We start from the raw sequence: 14,674 nt of genomic DNA on the forward strand, positions 1-14,674 counted from the left end.
TTGCGGCTGAGGACGTGTGCCGCGGCGTTGAGGATGCGCTGGCGTGTGCGGGCTGACTTGGAGCTTTCTTCCGGGGTGGGTTCGCCGGTTTTCCTGGGCACGGAGCGATCATACGCGGTCGGCCGCCGTCCACGGTATTTAACTGAAGGTAGATTAAACATTTGCGGGGTGTTCCGTGAAGCCCGAGGGAAAGATGTTCGACGAGGGGGTCGCGGTGGTGGCCGGACGCGTTACGGAGCGGGGAGAAGGAGTGGGCCGGTGACGGCGATCGCGGAAGGGCCGTACTTCGAGGAGCTGGCGGCCGGGCAGGTGTTCGACGGTGCGCCGGGAGTCACACTCACGGCGGGACACGCCGCGGTCCATCAGGCGGTCGTGGGTGATCGGCTGCGGTTGCCGCTGGACGAGCATCTCTGCGGGGAGGTCACGGGGGGAGCGACGCCGGCGCATCCGGCGCTGGTCTGGGACGTGGCGATCGGTCAGTCCACGCTCGTCACTCATCACGTGAAGGCGAACCTGTTCTACCGCGGGCTCGTCTTTCGCCGGTTGCCGGTGATCGGGGACACGCTGCGCACGTCCACGGAGGTGGTGGCGCTGCGGCAGAACCGGCCGAAACCGGGCCGCCGTCCGACCGGGCTGGCGGTGCTGCGGATCAGCACGATGGATCAGGACGGGACGCCGGTGCTCGACTTCTGGCGTTGCGCGATGTTGCCGCTCCGGAATCCCGAGGTGGTGACCGGCCATGACGCCGATCTCGACTCGGTAGGTGCGGCCGCCGCGGGCGTGGATCTCGTCGAGGCGGCCACGGGGGCGCTGGCGGGCTGGCGCCTCGATCGGTTCAGGGACCGGGTCGCGGGCCGGCACTTCTCCGACGTGGCCGAGGGCGAGAGGTGGGAGGTGGGCGGCGGAGACGTGGTGTCCGGCGCTCCGGAACTGGCCAGGCTCACCCTGAACATCGCGCAGGTGCATCACGACGTGCGCGCCGCCGGAGGCTCGCGGCGGCTGGTGTACGGCGGGCACACCATCGGCCTCGCGCTGTCCCAGGCCGCCAGGGTGCTGCCGAACCTGGTCACGGTCGTGGCCTGGCACGGCTGCGACCACGTCGGTCCCGTCCACGAAGGGGACACGCTGTGCAGTGAGATCGTCGTGGAGCGCCGCAGCCCGCTGCCCGGCGGAGGCGGGCTGGTCCACCTCCGTTCACTGGTCGCCGCGGTGGGCGACGGCGAGCCGCGGAACGTCCTCGACTGGAGGTTCGTCGCCGTCATGGCGTAGGAACGCCGCCGGAACTTTGACTCGTTGACCGGATTCTTCGAATTGGTCACGGGGTATAGAGGGCCGGCATGGTCGCCCACGTCGTCCGCTCCGCCTTCGAGATCCCCGGCGCCGAGGAGGCCGCTGCGGGGGTGGCGCCCCAGGTGCCAGCGCTCTACCAGATCCCGCTCGACCGTTTGAACGAGGAGAACAGCAGGCAGAAACGCATCTGACACGTCCGATGGAGGCAATGATGAGCACTCCCAGCACTGTCGGTCCCGTCGACATGATGGACCCTGACCTGCTGCGGGATCCGTTCCGCGGGTACTCGCGCATCCGGGAGCAGGCGCCGGTCACGCGCGCCGTCTTCGCGGGCGTGAGCACCCCGATCTGGCTGGTGACCCGGTTCGACGACGTCCAAACCGTGCTGAGCGACCAGCGCTTCGTGAACAACCCCGCCAACGTGCCGGGGATGGACGTGCACAACGTCCGCGAGGAAGTCATCAAGGCCCGCGGGCTCCCGCGGGAGTACGCCCAGTACGTGCTCGACAGCGTCCTCGACGCCGACGGCGACGACCACATCCGGTTGCGGAGGCTGGTCTCCCGCGCCTTCACCGCGCGGCGGGTCTCGGAGCTGCGGCCGCGTGTGGAGGAGATCACCGAAGACCTCCTCGACCGGCTTCCGGACCTGGCCGAGGACGGCGTGGTCGACCTCATCGAGGGGTTCGCCTATCCGCTGCCAATCACGGTCATCTGCGAGCTGGTCGGCATCCCGGAGGAGGACCGCCCGCAGTGGCGCGACTGGGGCAGGTCCCTGGTGTCCATGCGGCCGGGGGCGATGGCGGATTCGCTGCGCCAGCTGGTGACCTACATCCAGGACCTGATCGAGCGCCGACGGGCGCAGCCGACCGGTGACCTGCTCACCGGGCTGATCCGGGCCCATGACGAGGACGGCGGCCGGCTCAGCGACACCGAGATGGTCACGATGGTGCTGACCCTGGTCCTCGCCGGCCACGAGACCACCGCCCACCTGATCGGCAACGGCACCGTCGCGCTGCTGACCCACCCCGACCAGCTCGCCGCGCTCCGCGCCGATCCCGAGCTGGCGCCCCGCGCCGTCCACGAGCTGATGCGCTGGTGCGGGCCCGTGCAGGGCACCAGGATCCGGTACGCGGCCGAGGACGTGGAGATCGAGGGGACGCGGATCGGGCGCGGCGAGCCGGTGATGGCCGTGCTCGTATCGGCCAACTATGACCCCCGCCGGTTCGACGACCCCGAACGGCTCGACATCACCCGTGAGCCCGACGGGCGCCGCGAGGTCCACGTCGGGTTCGGGCACGGCCTGCACTACTGCCTCGGCGCGGCGCTGGCCCGCCAGGAGGGCGAGGTCGCGTTCCGGGCGCTCACCCGCCGCTTCCCCGATCTCCGTCTGGCCGTGGCGCCCGAAGATCTGGAACGTCAGCTCCTGCCCGGCTCCTGGCGTCTGGCGCGGCTCCCCGTCCGCCTGCACTCCTGACGGACGGCTGCGCCCGTACGCGAGCCGGGCGCGGCCCGTCCACTCTGGGCGTACATGGCCGGGCCCCTCTTCCCGACACTCTCGGGGAGAGGGGCCCGGCCTGCACACCGGCCTGCGCAGCGCTACACGAGCCGCAGGTTCAAGGACAGGAGCAAGTTGACCAGCGAGGCCACCCGGGGCACCCGGGGCACCCGCGGGACCTGGGACACCGGGACGCAGTCGAACTGCGGGCACGGCGTGGTGAAGCACTGCTTGGGCGACGGGACGCAGACGGTGCCCGGAGGGCACAGCGCGGCCGCGCAGGGCGAGCCCGGGGCGCACGTCGCGGACACAGATGACACGGATGACACAGGTGACACGGCTGACGCCGCCGATGTGAAGTCGTCGGCCGCCCAGGACGGTGCCGCCGCCGACACGGACAGACCGGCGGCGATGGCCGCCGCCAACACGAACCTGCGAAGCATTTCTCCCCCGAACACTCTGGAGCCCCCCGGCGATCATGCTCGCACATGGAGACGGCCGAGCCCGGTCTCGCCGCGCGGGAAGATCCGCACCGATCGGCGCCGGCCGCGCAGCGGTCACTCGGCGAGAGGAGCCAGCGCGGTCCGCAGGTCGGTGAGCTCGCCGTACACGACCCCGGTCATGCCGAGCGCGACGGCGGCGGCGACGTTCTCCGGCCGGTCGTCCACGAACAGGCACCGCTCCGGGACCGCACCCGCGAGTCCGGCGGCGATCTCGTAGATCCGCCGGTCCGGCTTCGCGATCCCGACGCGGGCGCTGCTCACGACGGCGTTCGCGAAGCCGGCCATTCCCAGCCGGTCGAGGTCCTCCTCCAGCCGGGTCGTGGCGTTGGTGACCAGCACCACCGGCACCCGCCGCCGCGCCTCGGCCAGCAGGTCGCGCACCCCCTCGTCGATCCACGCCGGCACCGCGGCGAACTCCTCGACCAGCCGTGCGGCACGCTCGGGTGAGCCCAGGACCTCGGCGAACGCGGTGACGAGCCACTCCTCCCATTCCTCGCAGGTGATCTGGCCGAGCGTGGCGGGGCCCATCAACGCCGGGCTCAGCGCGGTCTTCAGGACGGTGCCGGGCGCCAGCCCGTACGCCTCGTCGATCCGCGCCTGCGCCGCCGGGTCGTGAAACCGGAGCACACCGTCGAAGTCGCACAACACCGCGTCGAAGGACACCGTCACAGTTCTCCTTGTCGGGGGACGGCCGATCCCGCCAGGGACCCGGCCGTGCTCGGGGGATACACAGGGGACAGCCGTTCGTACCGGGGACGCGCGATGCTCGGTCGCCGGGCACGCGCGGCCTTCTGCCATCCTGGCCGATCATGCCCGCCTGCGCGCTGATGGGCTGCCCCACGCGTGCTGACTCGGGGGAAGGGCAGCGAGAGGAAGGTCAGAGGAAGTCAGAGGAAGGACGCGGGTGGTCCGTCGGCACGCGGCCGCACCGTCATCGCGGAGAGCGCCTTGACGATGGTGACGGAAATGGCGTGCGCGGTCTGCTTGACCATGGCCGCGACCTCTCCGGAGACGGCGGACGGCGAGGAACCTGCCACGCTCACCGCCATGCGGACCCTGCCGTCGGCGTCGAACACCGGGGCGGCCGCACAGACGACGCCCTCGGCGAACTCCTCCCGCGAATAGGCGATGCCGTGGCGGCGGACCATGCGGAGCTCCCGGTCGAGGGCGGCGTGCCCGACGACGGTGCGCCGGGTCATCCGCCGCAGGGCGCCGCGGTCGTGGAAGGCGGCGTTGAGCTCGTGATCGAACGCGAGCAGCACCTTGCCGCCCGCGGTGCAGTGCAGGGGCGCGCGGTCGACCTCGTCGGACGGTGAACTCACCCGGCTGTGCCCGTACACCCGCTCGACGTAGGCGATCTCCAGGCTTCGGGGGACGGCGAGGTTGACCGTCTGCCGGGTCAGCTCGTAGAGGCGGATCATGTGCGGGAGCACGATGGGGCGCGTGCCGGGGATCATCCTCGGCGCCGGGCGGGCCAGGGTGACCAGCTGGTCGCCGATGGCGTAGTCGATGCCGATCCGCTGCGCGAAGCCCTTGGCGCACAGGACGCCGAGCAGGCGGTACGTCGTGGTCTTCGGCAGGCCGGTCCTCCTGGACAGCTGGGCGAGGCTCATCGGCTGGACGGCCGCGCTCAGTGAGGTGAGGATCGTGATCGCTTTCTCCAGGCTGCTCGGCTTCTCCAGGCTGCTCGGTCGCTGGAGGCCGTTCGGCTTCTCAAGGCCGCTCTGCGGCTGGACGGGGGGCAGCTGTCGCGTCAGGGGTGATCCCTTATGGGTGATGGTTCGCGGCATTCTGTCGGTGTGTCACCTAACGGGCGATATGGGGACATGCTCCGGCTGGGGGATTCGCAAGACCATGATTACCCATGGCGATGAATCACCACACTGCGTATCTAGCGCGCCCGTGAGGCGCTCCACGTCCTCGGCGCCGCGCCGATCGACACCGACGCGAAGGCCGGGCTGGCCATGCTGGCCGACAGCCTCATCCATCGCACCCGGTAGCGAGCCCGGCGCTTCCCGCCCCTGGAACCCCTTCCCTGGCATTCCATCCCCGGCACATCGCCCCCGTAGCCCTGCCCCGTACTCCCGCCACACCCGCGCGAAAACCCTGACCGCGCGCCGGGAGATCACGATGCCTCCTCGCCGCGCGTTTCGCGCGCACGCCCAGGAAACCCGAGAGAGATCAGGTGGTTCACGTCATGACGGAAACCGTTTCCTCGAACGACCAGCCGCAGCTGAGCCTCGGCACCGCCGCGGCGCGGAACCTGGCGACGACGACCAAGTCCGTGCCGCAGATGCAGGAGATCACCTCGCGGCACCTGCTCCGGGTCCTTCCCTGGGTGCAGGTGGTCGGCGGGGCGTACCGGGTCAACCGGAGGCTCAGCTACGCGGTGGGCGACGGGCGGATCAGGTTCGTCTCCACCGGAGCCGAGGTACGCGTCATCCCGGCCGAGCTGTGCGAGCTGCCCACCCTGCGCCGGTTCGACGACAGCGACGTACTGGAGGCCATCGCCGGACGGTTCACCCAGCGGGAGTTCGAACCTGGCGAGGTGATCGTCAGCGCGGGCGCGCCGGCGGACCGCGTGATCCTGATCGCCCACGGCAAGGTGAACAAGATCGCGGCCGGCGCGTACGGAACCGAGACGGTCGCCGAGGTCCTGGCCGACGGCCACCACCTCGGCGACCGGGGCCTGACCGAGGAGACGGCCGTGTGGGACTTCACGGCCAAGGCCATCACCCCCTGCACGGCGCTGATCCTGTCGCGTGGAGCGTTCCAGGAGATCGCCGCCCAGTCGCCGGAGCTGCGGGAGTACCTCGACAACATGGAGCCGGCCGAGAGCCGGGCCGTCAACGCCCACGGCGAGGCGGAGATCGAGCTGGCGGCGGGTCATGTGGGGGAGGTGGCGCTGCCGGGGACGTTCGTGGACTACGAGGCCGAGCCTCGGGAGTACGAGCTGAGTGTGGCGCAGACGATCCTGCGGATTCACACGCGGGTGGCGGATCTGTACAACGAGCCGATGAACCAGACCGAGCAGCAGTTGCGGTTGACGGTCGAGGCGTTGCGGGAGCGGCAGGAGTACGAGCTGGTCAACAACCGTGAGTTCGGCCTGCTGCACAACGCGGATCTGGGGCAGCGGATTCACACCCGGACCGGCCCGCCCACCCCCGACGACCTCGACGAGCTGCTCTGCCGCCGGAGGAAGTCGCACTGCTTCGTGGCCCACCCTCGGGCGGTCGCGGCCTTCGCCCGGCAGTGCAACAGCCGGGGGATCTATCCCGACTCCGTGCAGGTGGGGGAGTCGACGGTCACGGCCTGGCGCGGGGTGCCGATCCTGCCGTGCGACAAGATCCCCGTCAGTAGGCAGGGGCTCAGCTCGATCATCGGCATGCGGCTGGGGGAGGAGGACCAGGGGGTGATCGGGCTGCACCGGACCGGGCTGCCGGACGAGTACCAGCCCGGCGTGTCGGTCCGGTGCACGGGCATCGACGAGAAGGCGATCGCCTCCTATCTCGTCACCGCCTACTATTCGGCGGCCGTCCTCGTGCCCGACGCGATCGGCGTGCTCGACAGCGTCGAGGTCGGCTGACGGCACGGCGAAGTACGCTCGCGAAATCGCCCTGCCGGTGTCCCGCCGTGATGCGCGGTGTGATGCCGGTGGGGCGGGCGCCGTCGTGCTCCGGTGGTGCTTTGCGGCAGGGCCTTAACGCGTTCTCCCGTACCGGCAGGGAAATCGATTTTGTCTCGGCGCGTTCATGGCATTAGGGTTTGATGTTGTGACTACCGGGTCGGCCATGGGCCAAGAGCGAGTGAGGCACCCGGCCACGGCGTGACCGCCGGGCGGGCGAGAGGCCCGCCGTTCTTTCTTTCCGCGCGCTTCGCGTGACGTTTTCCACCTGTACGGCGGTGCCGTTCGCTGTCGTCTTCGTGAGCCATTCATGAGCCGGCCTGGTCGGTGAACACCGACGATGCCGGATATCCGGCGCGCCCTTTTCATATATCCCGCACCACGGTCGAGATCGTCCCGTGGTGATTTCGTTCCGCCCCGCCAGGCGGTTCTTCGTCATGCCCGCGAACGGCCCGCGGGATCACAATCCTGGAGAAGAGAACTGAGAATGCCGAACGATTTCAACCAACAGATCATCGAGGAGTTCCGCGCCAACGGCGGACGGGTCGGCGGCCCGTTCGAGGGAGCCCGGTTGCTCTTGTTGACCACCACCGGAGCGCGGTCCGGCGCTCCGCACACGACCCCGGTCGGCTATCTTCCCGACGGCGGCGAACGTGTCCTGGTCATCGCCTCGGCCGGTGGCGCGCCGAGGCATCCGGCCTGGTTCCACAACCTGGTGGCCAATCCCCGCGTCACGGTCGAGGACGGTGTCTTCACCTACGAGGCGGAGGCCGTCGTGCTGGAGGGCGCCGAACGCGACCGCGCCTTCGCCCGCGCGGTCGAGGCCGACCCCGGGTGGGCCTCCTACCAGGCCAGGACGACGCGGGTCATCCCCGTGGTCGCCCTCACGGCGGTCACGGGCGGACCGCCGAACGCGGCGTCCTGGGGCGCGGCGCTCAAGCTGATCCACGACGCGTTTCGGAGGGAGCTCGTCCTGATCCGCAATGAGATCTCCGAGTCGGGTCCCGGACTGGGCGCGCAGCTCAGGGTGAACTGCCTGACCCTCTGCCAAGGGCTGCACAACCACCACACGGGCGAGGACGCCGGGATGTTCGTGATGCTCGCCGAGCGCTATCCCGAGCTCGCCCCGACCCTGGACCGGCTGCGCCGGGAACACGAGAAGATCGCGGCTCTTGTCGACGACCTGCGGAAGGTCATCTCCGCCGACGGCGCGGATCCCCTGCTGGTGCTCGCCGAAGTCGAGCGACTCACGGACGAGCTCGAAATCCATCTGACCTACGAGGAGGAGCAGTTGATCCCGATCCTCGACGCCTGACCCACTGAGCCGACCGCGAGCGCCACGGCCCGCCGAGCGTAGGGGGGCACAGAACCGCGTGGGCGCGGCGGTGCCTGGCCGAGCGGGTAGCGCAAGGACGAAACGGCGGGACGCCCGCGCGGCCGGTGCGGGCGTCCCGCGACCACGCACCGGGATGGTCGGGTCGAGTTCCGCGAGCAGGTCCAGGCTGCCGAGGTACGGCCTGACGACACCGGTTCGTGGACGACAGCGACGTGGTCACCTCTTCGGGCGTCTCGGCCGGGATCGATATGGCGTTGTACCTGGTCGCCCGCCTGGCCGGGGCCGAGCGCGCCAGGCAGGTCCGCCGCAATATGCAGTACGACCCGCAACCGCCGATCCAGTGATCATGAAGGGCCAGCGTTTTAACGGAAAGTTCGCCGGGATATTCCAACCGGCGCGCTCTGTCGCGATTCGCGCGATTTTCCTGCTCTTGGAATAGCTGGAGCGAGCTCTCGAGAGGACGGAGGGCCGCCGTTGTGGTGTTCGCGTTCCTGGTCGCCCAACTTGATGAAGGGGGTGGGTGAGTCGTAACTCGATCCTCTTAAAGGATCCGATCTCCATCAGATTTGGTGCCGTCCATAATTGCGATGACGTATCCGATCTGACGGAGACCTTTACTAAGCGAATGATTGAAAATACGCTGGCCGCCGAGTTGTCGATTTTCGCCGGCCCATGGAGTCCACCGCCCTGATGGCTCATCCGTTACCCAGACCCTCGCCGACCTCCCAGCCGTCCCCTTCTGTCGAGCGGTCACTGGGCACCCAGCCGTCGCCGACTCCGGAGAAGACGCCGACCTCTGGACCGTCTCCCACTCATCAGTCGTCGCCGAGTGCTCCGCCGCCCTCTCCTGTCAAGGACGACCGAACGGCGTCCACCAGCAATGGACGTCCACTGGTCCCGCAGCCGACCCCGTACCCCTCCCAGGGAGTAGACGGCGAGTATTCGGGGATCAACCCCGCTTTGATGGACGACTTCGAGCGAGGGCTCGGGCGGGCCGAGGACGCGCTCGGCCGGAACGAGCAGCGGATCCGTCGCACGTTGCAGCAGCTCGACCTCGACACCTCGGGGTTGAACGTCCTGCGTGAGGCGCGGAGTTGGATCGAGACCAGTCGCCCCGACCTGCGGCGTCGCAGTGAGACGATCCGCGCCGAGGTCACGGAGTGGGGGACCTCCTCCGGCCTCCCCGGAGGGCTGACCACCTTCGACGAGGCGCTGTACGGCAAGGCCGCCGGCCCTGACATATACGCCGCGGTCACGAAGATCACTGAGGCGGCGGAAAGCGGCAAGGTCGATGCCAAGACCCTCGCGGAGCTGGAAAAGCGGACCGGGGACGCGACATTCGCCGTCGCGCTGATGAACGCGATGGGCGCGAAGAAGTTCCGCGGTCTGATGGCGAAGACCGTAAAGGATGACGACAAGAAAGTGAGGCGGCTCCAGGCCGCGCTCGGTAAGACGCTGGGTACTGCAAGCTCCCGGCTGAGCAACACCTGGCGCGATGACCTCACATCCGATCTCGTGCTGAACTGGAGGGAGGCCTACGCGGTCTCCTTGGCGCTCAAGCACGGCACCTTCGCCACTGTCTTCCTGTTGAGCGTCGCCAAGAAGTTGGATGCCTTGTATCGCGTAATGGCCAAGCCCATCGCCGTGGAACCGGGCGTCATGAGAACTCTCATGGAAGCGCTCAGCCGTGATCCCGCGGCGGCTCAGGACTTCTTCGCCGGCGATCCCACCGCGCTGAAGTATTACTTGACGGAGGGGCGCATGGCTGACGATGGTGTGGCATTGGGCAAGGCCCTGGAGGCCGCGATGCTCACCTTCAGAGACCACGACGGATCACCGCAGAACCCTTCGCGCGGCTATCTCTCCGCCAAGCTGACCTCGGAGTTCGTCCATCTGGAAGCCGAACGTATCGACAAGGGCTATCCCCCCAAGTCTTTCGTGAACCCTGAGAGCACAGGCCGCATCCTCGCCGGGTACGTCGGCGACGTGAACTTCACCGCGCAGTTCGACGCCAATATCATTGAATCGGGAGTTCGAGGAAACAACGATCCCAGTCTGCCTGGCGTAGAGAACTGGGGTGCGTTGTTTGATACTCATCAACTGCGTCAGGTCATGAAGGAGGCGTTCGAGGATTCCACCGCCTTCACTACCGTACTTGCGGCCCAGACGGTGTTTACGAGTCAGCTTCTCGATTATGGTGCCGCAGAGATGTCCGCCGGGCGGGGCGACAACACGCTCATGACGAATGCTAAACAGATAGGTCGAAGCTTCGGCATGATCACAGATGCGGCAGGTCTGGCGAAGATCGAGAAAGGAAAGGAATTAGACGAAAAGCAGGAGCGGAACATGAAGGTTCTCACGGCCCTGGTCGGTATGGGCCTTGCTGTCCCGCAGAAGGCTGCGGGGGCGATCAGCGCCGGCATGGTGGGGTCGTGGACGTGGCTGATCGAGGACGCTGCCAAGGGCAACGCGGAGACCGAAGCCCGCAGCAAAGCTGATTCCGTCGTCAGACAGACCCAGGACCTCGTGCATGATCTCACTGCTCAGGCAATGCTCAAGCATGGCCTGTTCGGTACGGTCGAGCCTGCCGCCGCAACCCACCCCTGGGCCTCACTGGAAGGCTTGAAGAAGGGAGACGATCCCCGCGACAATCCCAACAATTTTCTCAAGGAAGATGGCCGAACGCTGATGACCAAGGACGAGATGATCGACAAAATGGCCACTGACCCCGCTGATAAATACCGAAGGCTCTTGGCCTATCGGCAATGGCTCCACCAAGGGCCGTCAGGAAAGGCTTGGAGCAATGTGGAGAACCCTCTGGACATAGGGTTCAGCAATGGCTTCAGTCAGTTCTCGTCATGATGGGGATGGCCGTCGCCCGCGTGGCTGCCCTAACGTGCGCTCTGGTCCTGTCAACGGCTTGTCATAGTGGCAATACGCCAAGCGACCGCACTCCGTTACCCGTGGTGGCCGCCCCTCCGTACATTTGCGGATATATTCCGCTGAAAGCGGTGGCGTTGATGACAGGGGTATATGACCCGCTAGCTCGTGGCTATTTTGATCTCACGACCTCTGATGGGCTCGGAATCGGCGACTGTGCGGCCTATCGACAAGACGGTGATCGGCAGAAGGTGTTGCAGATTGATCTCATGCCGAGAGGCTATACGGAGATGGTCGAGGAAAACATCAGGCTTGGGGCCTCCCCATTGCCGGAGATCATCCCCGGGGCCAAGGGATCGTATTTCAAGGGCGCCGACGGGAAGAGCAACTCCGCATCTGCGGTGCTCGTACGTGGTGAGGCCACAATAAGCATTCAGTTACAGATCGGTGCTTCTGGGCGGGACAACGCGGCTGATGTGGCGGCGTTGATGAAGCTGATCGCGCCGAAGCTCATCACGGATGCCAGTGCTCCGTCGGGGAGCCCGTCACCGAAGATGGAGTCGCCCTCTCCGACGAAGGGTTGATCAGGTCATGGCTGAGCTGGTGCCCAATCCGTTGTACGAGGCGTTGGGGGACGCCCTCCGGACGGTGGAGCCGATGGTCCAGGAGATAGAGCAGGGCATCGAAGCGCCCTACCAGGACTTCCACTCCGGCAAGGTGTGGACGGGGCCGGCCGCCAAACGTTTTGACGCCCAGCTCGCCCACCACCGCACGCGTGTCCGCAACTCGGGGGACAGGATCGTCTTCGACCTCCGCCAGACACTGGCTCGCACCCCGCGCGAGGTGACCGAGGAGCAAGCCCGGACGATCAAGATCAGGTACGGCCTGCCCTGAGTTCCCTCCGTTGGCGAGGAACGCGGGCGGGCAATGGGGGGAAAGCGTCTCCCGGCGAATGCGAGGTCGAGGACGACCCTGCACGGAGCGGCCTGGGACGCCGGCCGGGCGGAGGCTCTGGAGGCGGAGATCGCCAACCAGGTCGACGTCATCGCCTCGCCCGAGGCGCGGGCGGCGATCGGCGACTACCTCCGCCCGCGTTGATCCTCGGGTGATCCTGGTGGCCCGTCAGTCCGTCAGCCGCTGACTCCGCTGAGCTCGTTCGGGGCCTGCGGCAGTGTCACGGTCCGCAGCTTCTTCCTCGACTCGATGTCGATCGCGTGCAGCTCCTTCCTGCTCGGATCGGTCACGTACGCCGTATGGCCGCGGACGAAGAGGGTCGGGCGGGGCTGCTGCCATTCCAGCGGTTCCCGCCATTCGGCCATGATCTCGATGCGGTCCACGACCTTCCCCTTCTCGGGGTCGATCACGTGGAGCCTGCCGTCGGTCCCCAACACGAGGGCCTCTCCGCGCGGCCCGCGCGCGAGGGAACGGAAGGTGTAGCTCGTGCCGAGGTCCACCAGCCGCATGGAACCGGACTCCGTGTCGATGAGCGAGACCCGCTCGGGGTATTCCCGCTCGGCATCCGGGTCCGTCTTGTAGTCGCCGAGAACGATCGCCGACGCCTCGGAGCCGGCCTGGTTGCCGACCCGCCCATACGGGTCCGGGCTGTCGATCTTGCTGATCGTCCCGTTCTTGTAGAGCAGGACGCCGTCCTCGCATCCGATCACGACGGCCTCGTCCTTGGCAGCGGCCTCGCCGTGGACGCCCGGGCACTTCTCGCTGCGGGCGATCTCCTTGCGCTCCCGGTCGAGCACCAGGATGCCGAGCCGCTTCTCCTCGGTGCCGAGGGTGGTCAACAGTTCGCCGTTCGCCAGTTCGATCGCGACTCCGTGGTGGGGCGCCGCGGACGTGTAGGTCTCGCCCTTGGGCAGGCCGGCCGCGAGATCCTTCGGGTCGAAGACGGTGACCACGCCCGTCCCGTCGGAGAAGAGCACGGTCTTGCCGGCGTGCCGTACGACGTGGCCGGGCTTGGCCCCCGCGAACTCGTCGGACTTCAGCGTGGCCGAGATCGCGTCGAGCACGCGGAACCCGGTGGAGGTGGAGACCAGCACGTGGTGGTCATCGCCCGCAGGGTTGACCCGGTTGAAGCCGGGGAGCGGGATGTCGCCGGCGATCTGGAGGGTCTCACCGTCGAGGACGTACAGTCCGCCGTCGCACGTCGTGACGAGGGGATTCGCCACGGATGTCGCCGCGGACGCCGCCGGAGACGCCGCCGGAGACGCCGCGTTCTGCGCCGATTCGGCCGCCGTCTGGGTTGCGGCCTGTCGCGAGGTGCAGGCGCTGAGAAGAAGTCCCGCGACGAGTAGCGCGGGGAGCGCCGCCACTCTGGTACGGGGCCAGGCATTCATGTTGTTGTGCACCTTTCTGTGCGTATCTGTGTTTCCGGTCGGGGATCCGCGCCGGAGGATGGCGCGGGTTGGGGGATAGGGGCGCGGGGAGTCCGGCGCGGTGGGGATGGATGCGGTGGAGATGGATGGGGTGGAGATGTAGATAGGTGCTTCGGGAATTGGGCGCGCGGGGAACGGGCGTCATCCCTCGCTCAGGCCGCTGACCAGGGCCTCGGTGTTGGAGCGCATCATCTCTACGTAGCTGGACGCGCCCTTCCTCACCGTGCTCAGCGACTCCGAGAACAGCGGGATGACCCGGACCTCCAGCCCAGCCTCTGAGGCCAGGACCTGGGCGAGCCGGTCAGGCTGGGAGGAGTCGGCGAAGATCGCCGACACTCCGGCCGCGCGTATCGCGTCGGCGAGTGATTTCAGATCGGACGCGCTGGGGGAGGCCAGCGTCGTTCCGCTGGGGATCACCGCGCCGACGACCCTGAATTCGTACCGCAAGGCGAGGTAGCCGAAGACGTGGTGGTTGGTCACCAGGTTGCGCCTGCCGGGTGGGATGGCCGCGAACCGCGCCTCCATCCACGCGTCGAGCTCCTCGATCGCCGCGCGACAGCGTGCGGCGTTCGCCCGGATCACCGCGGCGTTGACGCCGTCAACCTCGGCGACGATCCGTTCGGCGATCAGATCGACGGCCCTGGCCATCCGGCGCGGATCGGTCCAGAAGTGCGGGTCCGGCCGCCCCGCCATGTCGTTCCCGGCATTTCCAGGGCTCCCGGTGTCGGCACCGGCGTTCCGGGCGTCGGCATCGGTCTCGCTCTCGGAACGGCCGGCCGTGTAGCGGATCGGGTCGATCCCGTCGCCGACGGCCAGGGCCGGAACCCCGGCGTCCCGTGCGGCCTGGACGTGGCGCAGGACTCCCTCCTCCAGGCCGAGGCCGTTGTACACGACCAGCGCGGCCTTCTCGATCCCGGCCGCCTCGCGGGCCGAGATCGCGAACGAGTGCGGATCGGAGTCCGGCTTCATCAGCACGGTCACCTCGGCCTCGTCGCCGATGACGCGGCGGGTGACGTCTCCGAGGATGTTCGTGGTGACGACCACGGCCGGACGGTGCTCGCCGGTGCCCGCGCACCCGGCCAGCGTGACGCACGTCCCGAGGACGATCGCGATGAGAAAGGAGGCGGCGCGCCGCGACGCCGCCCGATGTCGAGCCGTCAT

At 68.1% G+C, this 14,674-nt stretch carries 15 protein-coding genes; 10 read left to right on the forward strand and 5 right to left on the reverse strand.

The genetic code is table 11. The annotated features are described in order from the left end of the window. The first annotated feature begins 258 nt into the window (after positions 1-258). The 3 genes from QSK17_RS12480 to QSK17_RS12490 all read left to right on the forward strand — a co-directional run bounded on the left by QSK17_RS12480 (position 259) and on the right by QSK17_RS12490 (position 2,764). Positions 259-1,269 carry a MaoC family dehydratase gene (locus QSK17_RS12480; RefSeq protein ID WP_285704822.1) on the forward strand — a complete coding sequence of 337 codons (1,011 nt, stop codon included), beginning with the start codon at positions 259-261 and terminating at the stop codon, positions 1,267-1,269. A gap of 68 nt (positions 1,270-1,337) precedes the next feature. Next, positions 1,338-1,481, forward strand: a complete 144-nt coding sequence (locus QSK17_RS12485; RefSeq protein ID WP_285704823.1) for a hypothetical protein — start codon at positions 1,338-1,340, stop codon at positions 1,479-1,481. Positions 1,482-1,501: 20 nt separating this feature from the next. After that, positions 1,502-2,764 (forward strand): cytochrome P450 family protein, encoded by a 1,263-nt coding sequence (locus QSK17_RS12490; protein ID WP_502889196.1) that lies wholly within the window; start codon positions 1,502-1,504, stop codon positions 2,762-2,764. Positions 2,765-2,886: 122 nt separating this feature from the next. Here the strand turns inward: QSK17_RS12490 and QSK17_RS12495 are convergent, their stop codons facing one another. The 3 genes from QSK17_RS12495 to QSK17_RS12505 all read right to left on the reverse strand — a co-directional run bounded on the left by QSK17_RS12495 (position 2,887) and on the right by QSK17_RS12505 (position 5,078). After that, complete coding sequence (locus QSK17_RS12495) at positions 2,887-3,228, reverse strand: hypothetical protein (RefSeq protein WP_285704825.1); 342 nt, start codon at positions 3,226-3,228, stop codon at positions 2,887-2,889. Between the two features lie 114 nt (positions 3,229-3,342). After that, positions 3,343-3,957, reverse strand: a complete 615-nt coding sequence (locus QSK17_RS12500; protein ID WP_285704826.1) for an HAD-IA family hydrolase — start codon at positions 3,955-3,957, stop codon at positions 3,343-3,345. Positions 3,958-4,175: 218 nt separating this feature from the next. Then, positions 4,176-5,078 (reverse strand): IclR family transcriptional regulator, encoded by a 903-nt coding sequence (locus QSK17_RS12505; RefSeq protein WP_285704827.1) that lies wholly within the window; start codon positions 5,076-5,078, stop codon positions 4,176-4,178. A gap of 407 nt (positions 5,079-5,485) precedes the next feature. On the opposite strand from QSK17_RS12505, the gene QSK17_RS12510 reads away from it, so the two are divergent. The 7 genes from QSK17_RS12510 (at position 5,486) to QSK17_RS12540 (ending at position 12,227) form a co-directional block, all read left to right on the forward strand. Further along, positions 5,486-6,874, forward strand: a complete 1,389-nt coding sequence (locus tag QSK17_RS12510) for a family 2B encapsulin nanocompartment shell protein (protein ID WP_285704828.1) — start codon at positions 5,486-5,488, stop codon at positions 6,872-6,874. A gap of 526 nt (positions 6,875-7,400) precedes the next feature. After that, positions 7,401-8,228, forward strand: a complete 828-nt coding sequence (locus QSK17_RS12515) for a nitroreductase/quinone reductase family protein (RefSeq protein ID WP_285704829.1) — start codon at positions 7,401-7,403, stop codon at positions 8,226-8,228. A 218-nt stretch (positions 8,229-8,446) separates the two neighbouring features. Next, positions 8,447-8,593, forward strand: a complete 147-nt coding sequence (locus QSK17_RS12520) for a type 1 glutamine amidotransferase family protein (protein ID WP_285704830.1) — start codon at positions 8,447-8,449, stop codon at positions 8,591-8,593. A gap of 619 nt (positions 8,594-9,212) precedes the next feature. Beyond that, entirely contained in the window at positions 9,213-11,111 is a 1,899-nt protein-coding gene (locus tag QSK17_RS12525; protein ID WP_285704831.1) for a DUF6571 family protein, read from the forward strand. Between the two features lie 101 nt (positions 11,112-11,212). Next, positions 11,213-11,713, forward strand: a complete 501-nt coding sequence (locus QSK17_RS12530) for a hypothetical protein (RefSeq protein WP_285704832.1) — start codon at positions 11,213-11,215, stop codon at positions 11,711-11,713. Between the two features lie 7 nt (positions 11,714-11,720). Further along, positions 11,721-12,023, forward strand: a complete 303-nt coding sequence (locus QSK17_RS12535) for a hypothetical protein (protein ID WP_285704833.1) — start codon at positions 11,721-11,723, stop codon at positions 12,021-12,023. 33 nt (positions 12,024-12,056) lie between these two features. Continuing rightward, positions 12,057-12,227, forward strand: a complete 171-nt coding sequence (locus QSK17_RS12540; protein WP_285704834.1) for a hypothetical protein — start codon at positions 12,057-12,059, stop codon at positions 12,225-12,227. A 32-nt stretch (positions 12,228-12,259) separates the two neighbouring features. Here the strand turns inward: QSK17_RS12540 and aztD are convergent, their stop codons facing one another. Then, on the reverse strand, positions 12,260-13,474 hold the full coding sequence (gene aztD, locus QSK17_RS12545) for a zinc metallochaperone AztD (protein WP_285704836.1): 1,215 nt from the start codon (positions 13,472-13,474) through the stop codon (positions 12,260-12,262). A gap of 180 nt (positions 13,475-13,654) precedes the next feature. Then, positions 13,655-14,674 (reverse strand): zinc ABC transporter substrate-binding protein AztC, encoded by a 1,020-nt coding sequence (aztC, locus tag QSK17_RS12550; RefSeq protein WP_285704837.1) that lies wholly within the window; start codon positions 14,672-14,674, stop codon positions 13,655-13,657.

The sequence above is a fragment of the Microtetraspora sp. NBRC 16547 genome (assembly GCF_030268965.1).
Lineage (GTDB): Bacteria > Actinomycetota > Actinomycetes > Streptosporangiales > Streptosporangiaceae > Microtetraspora.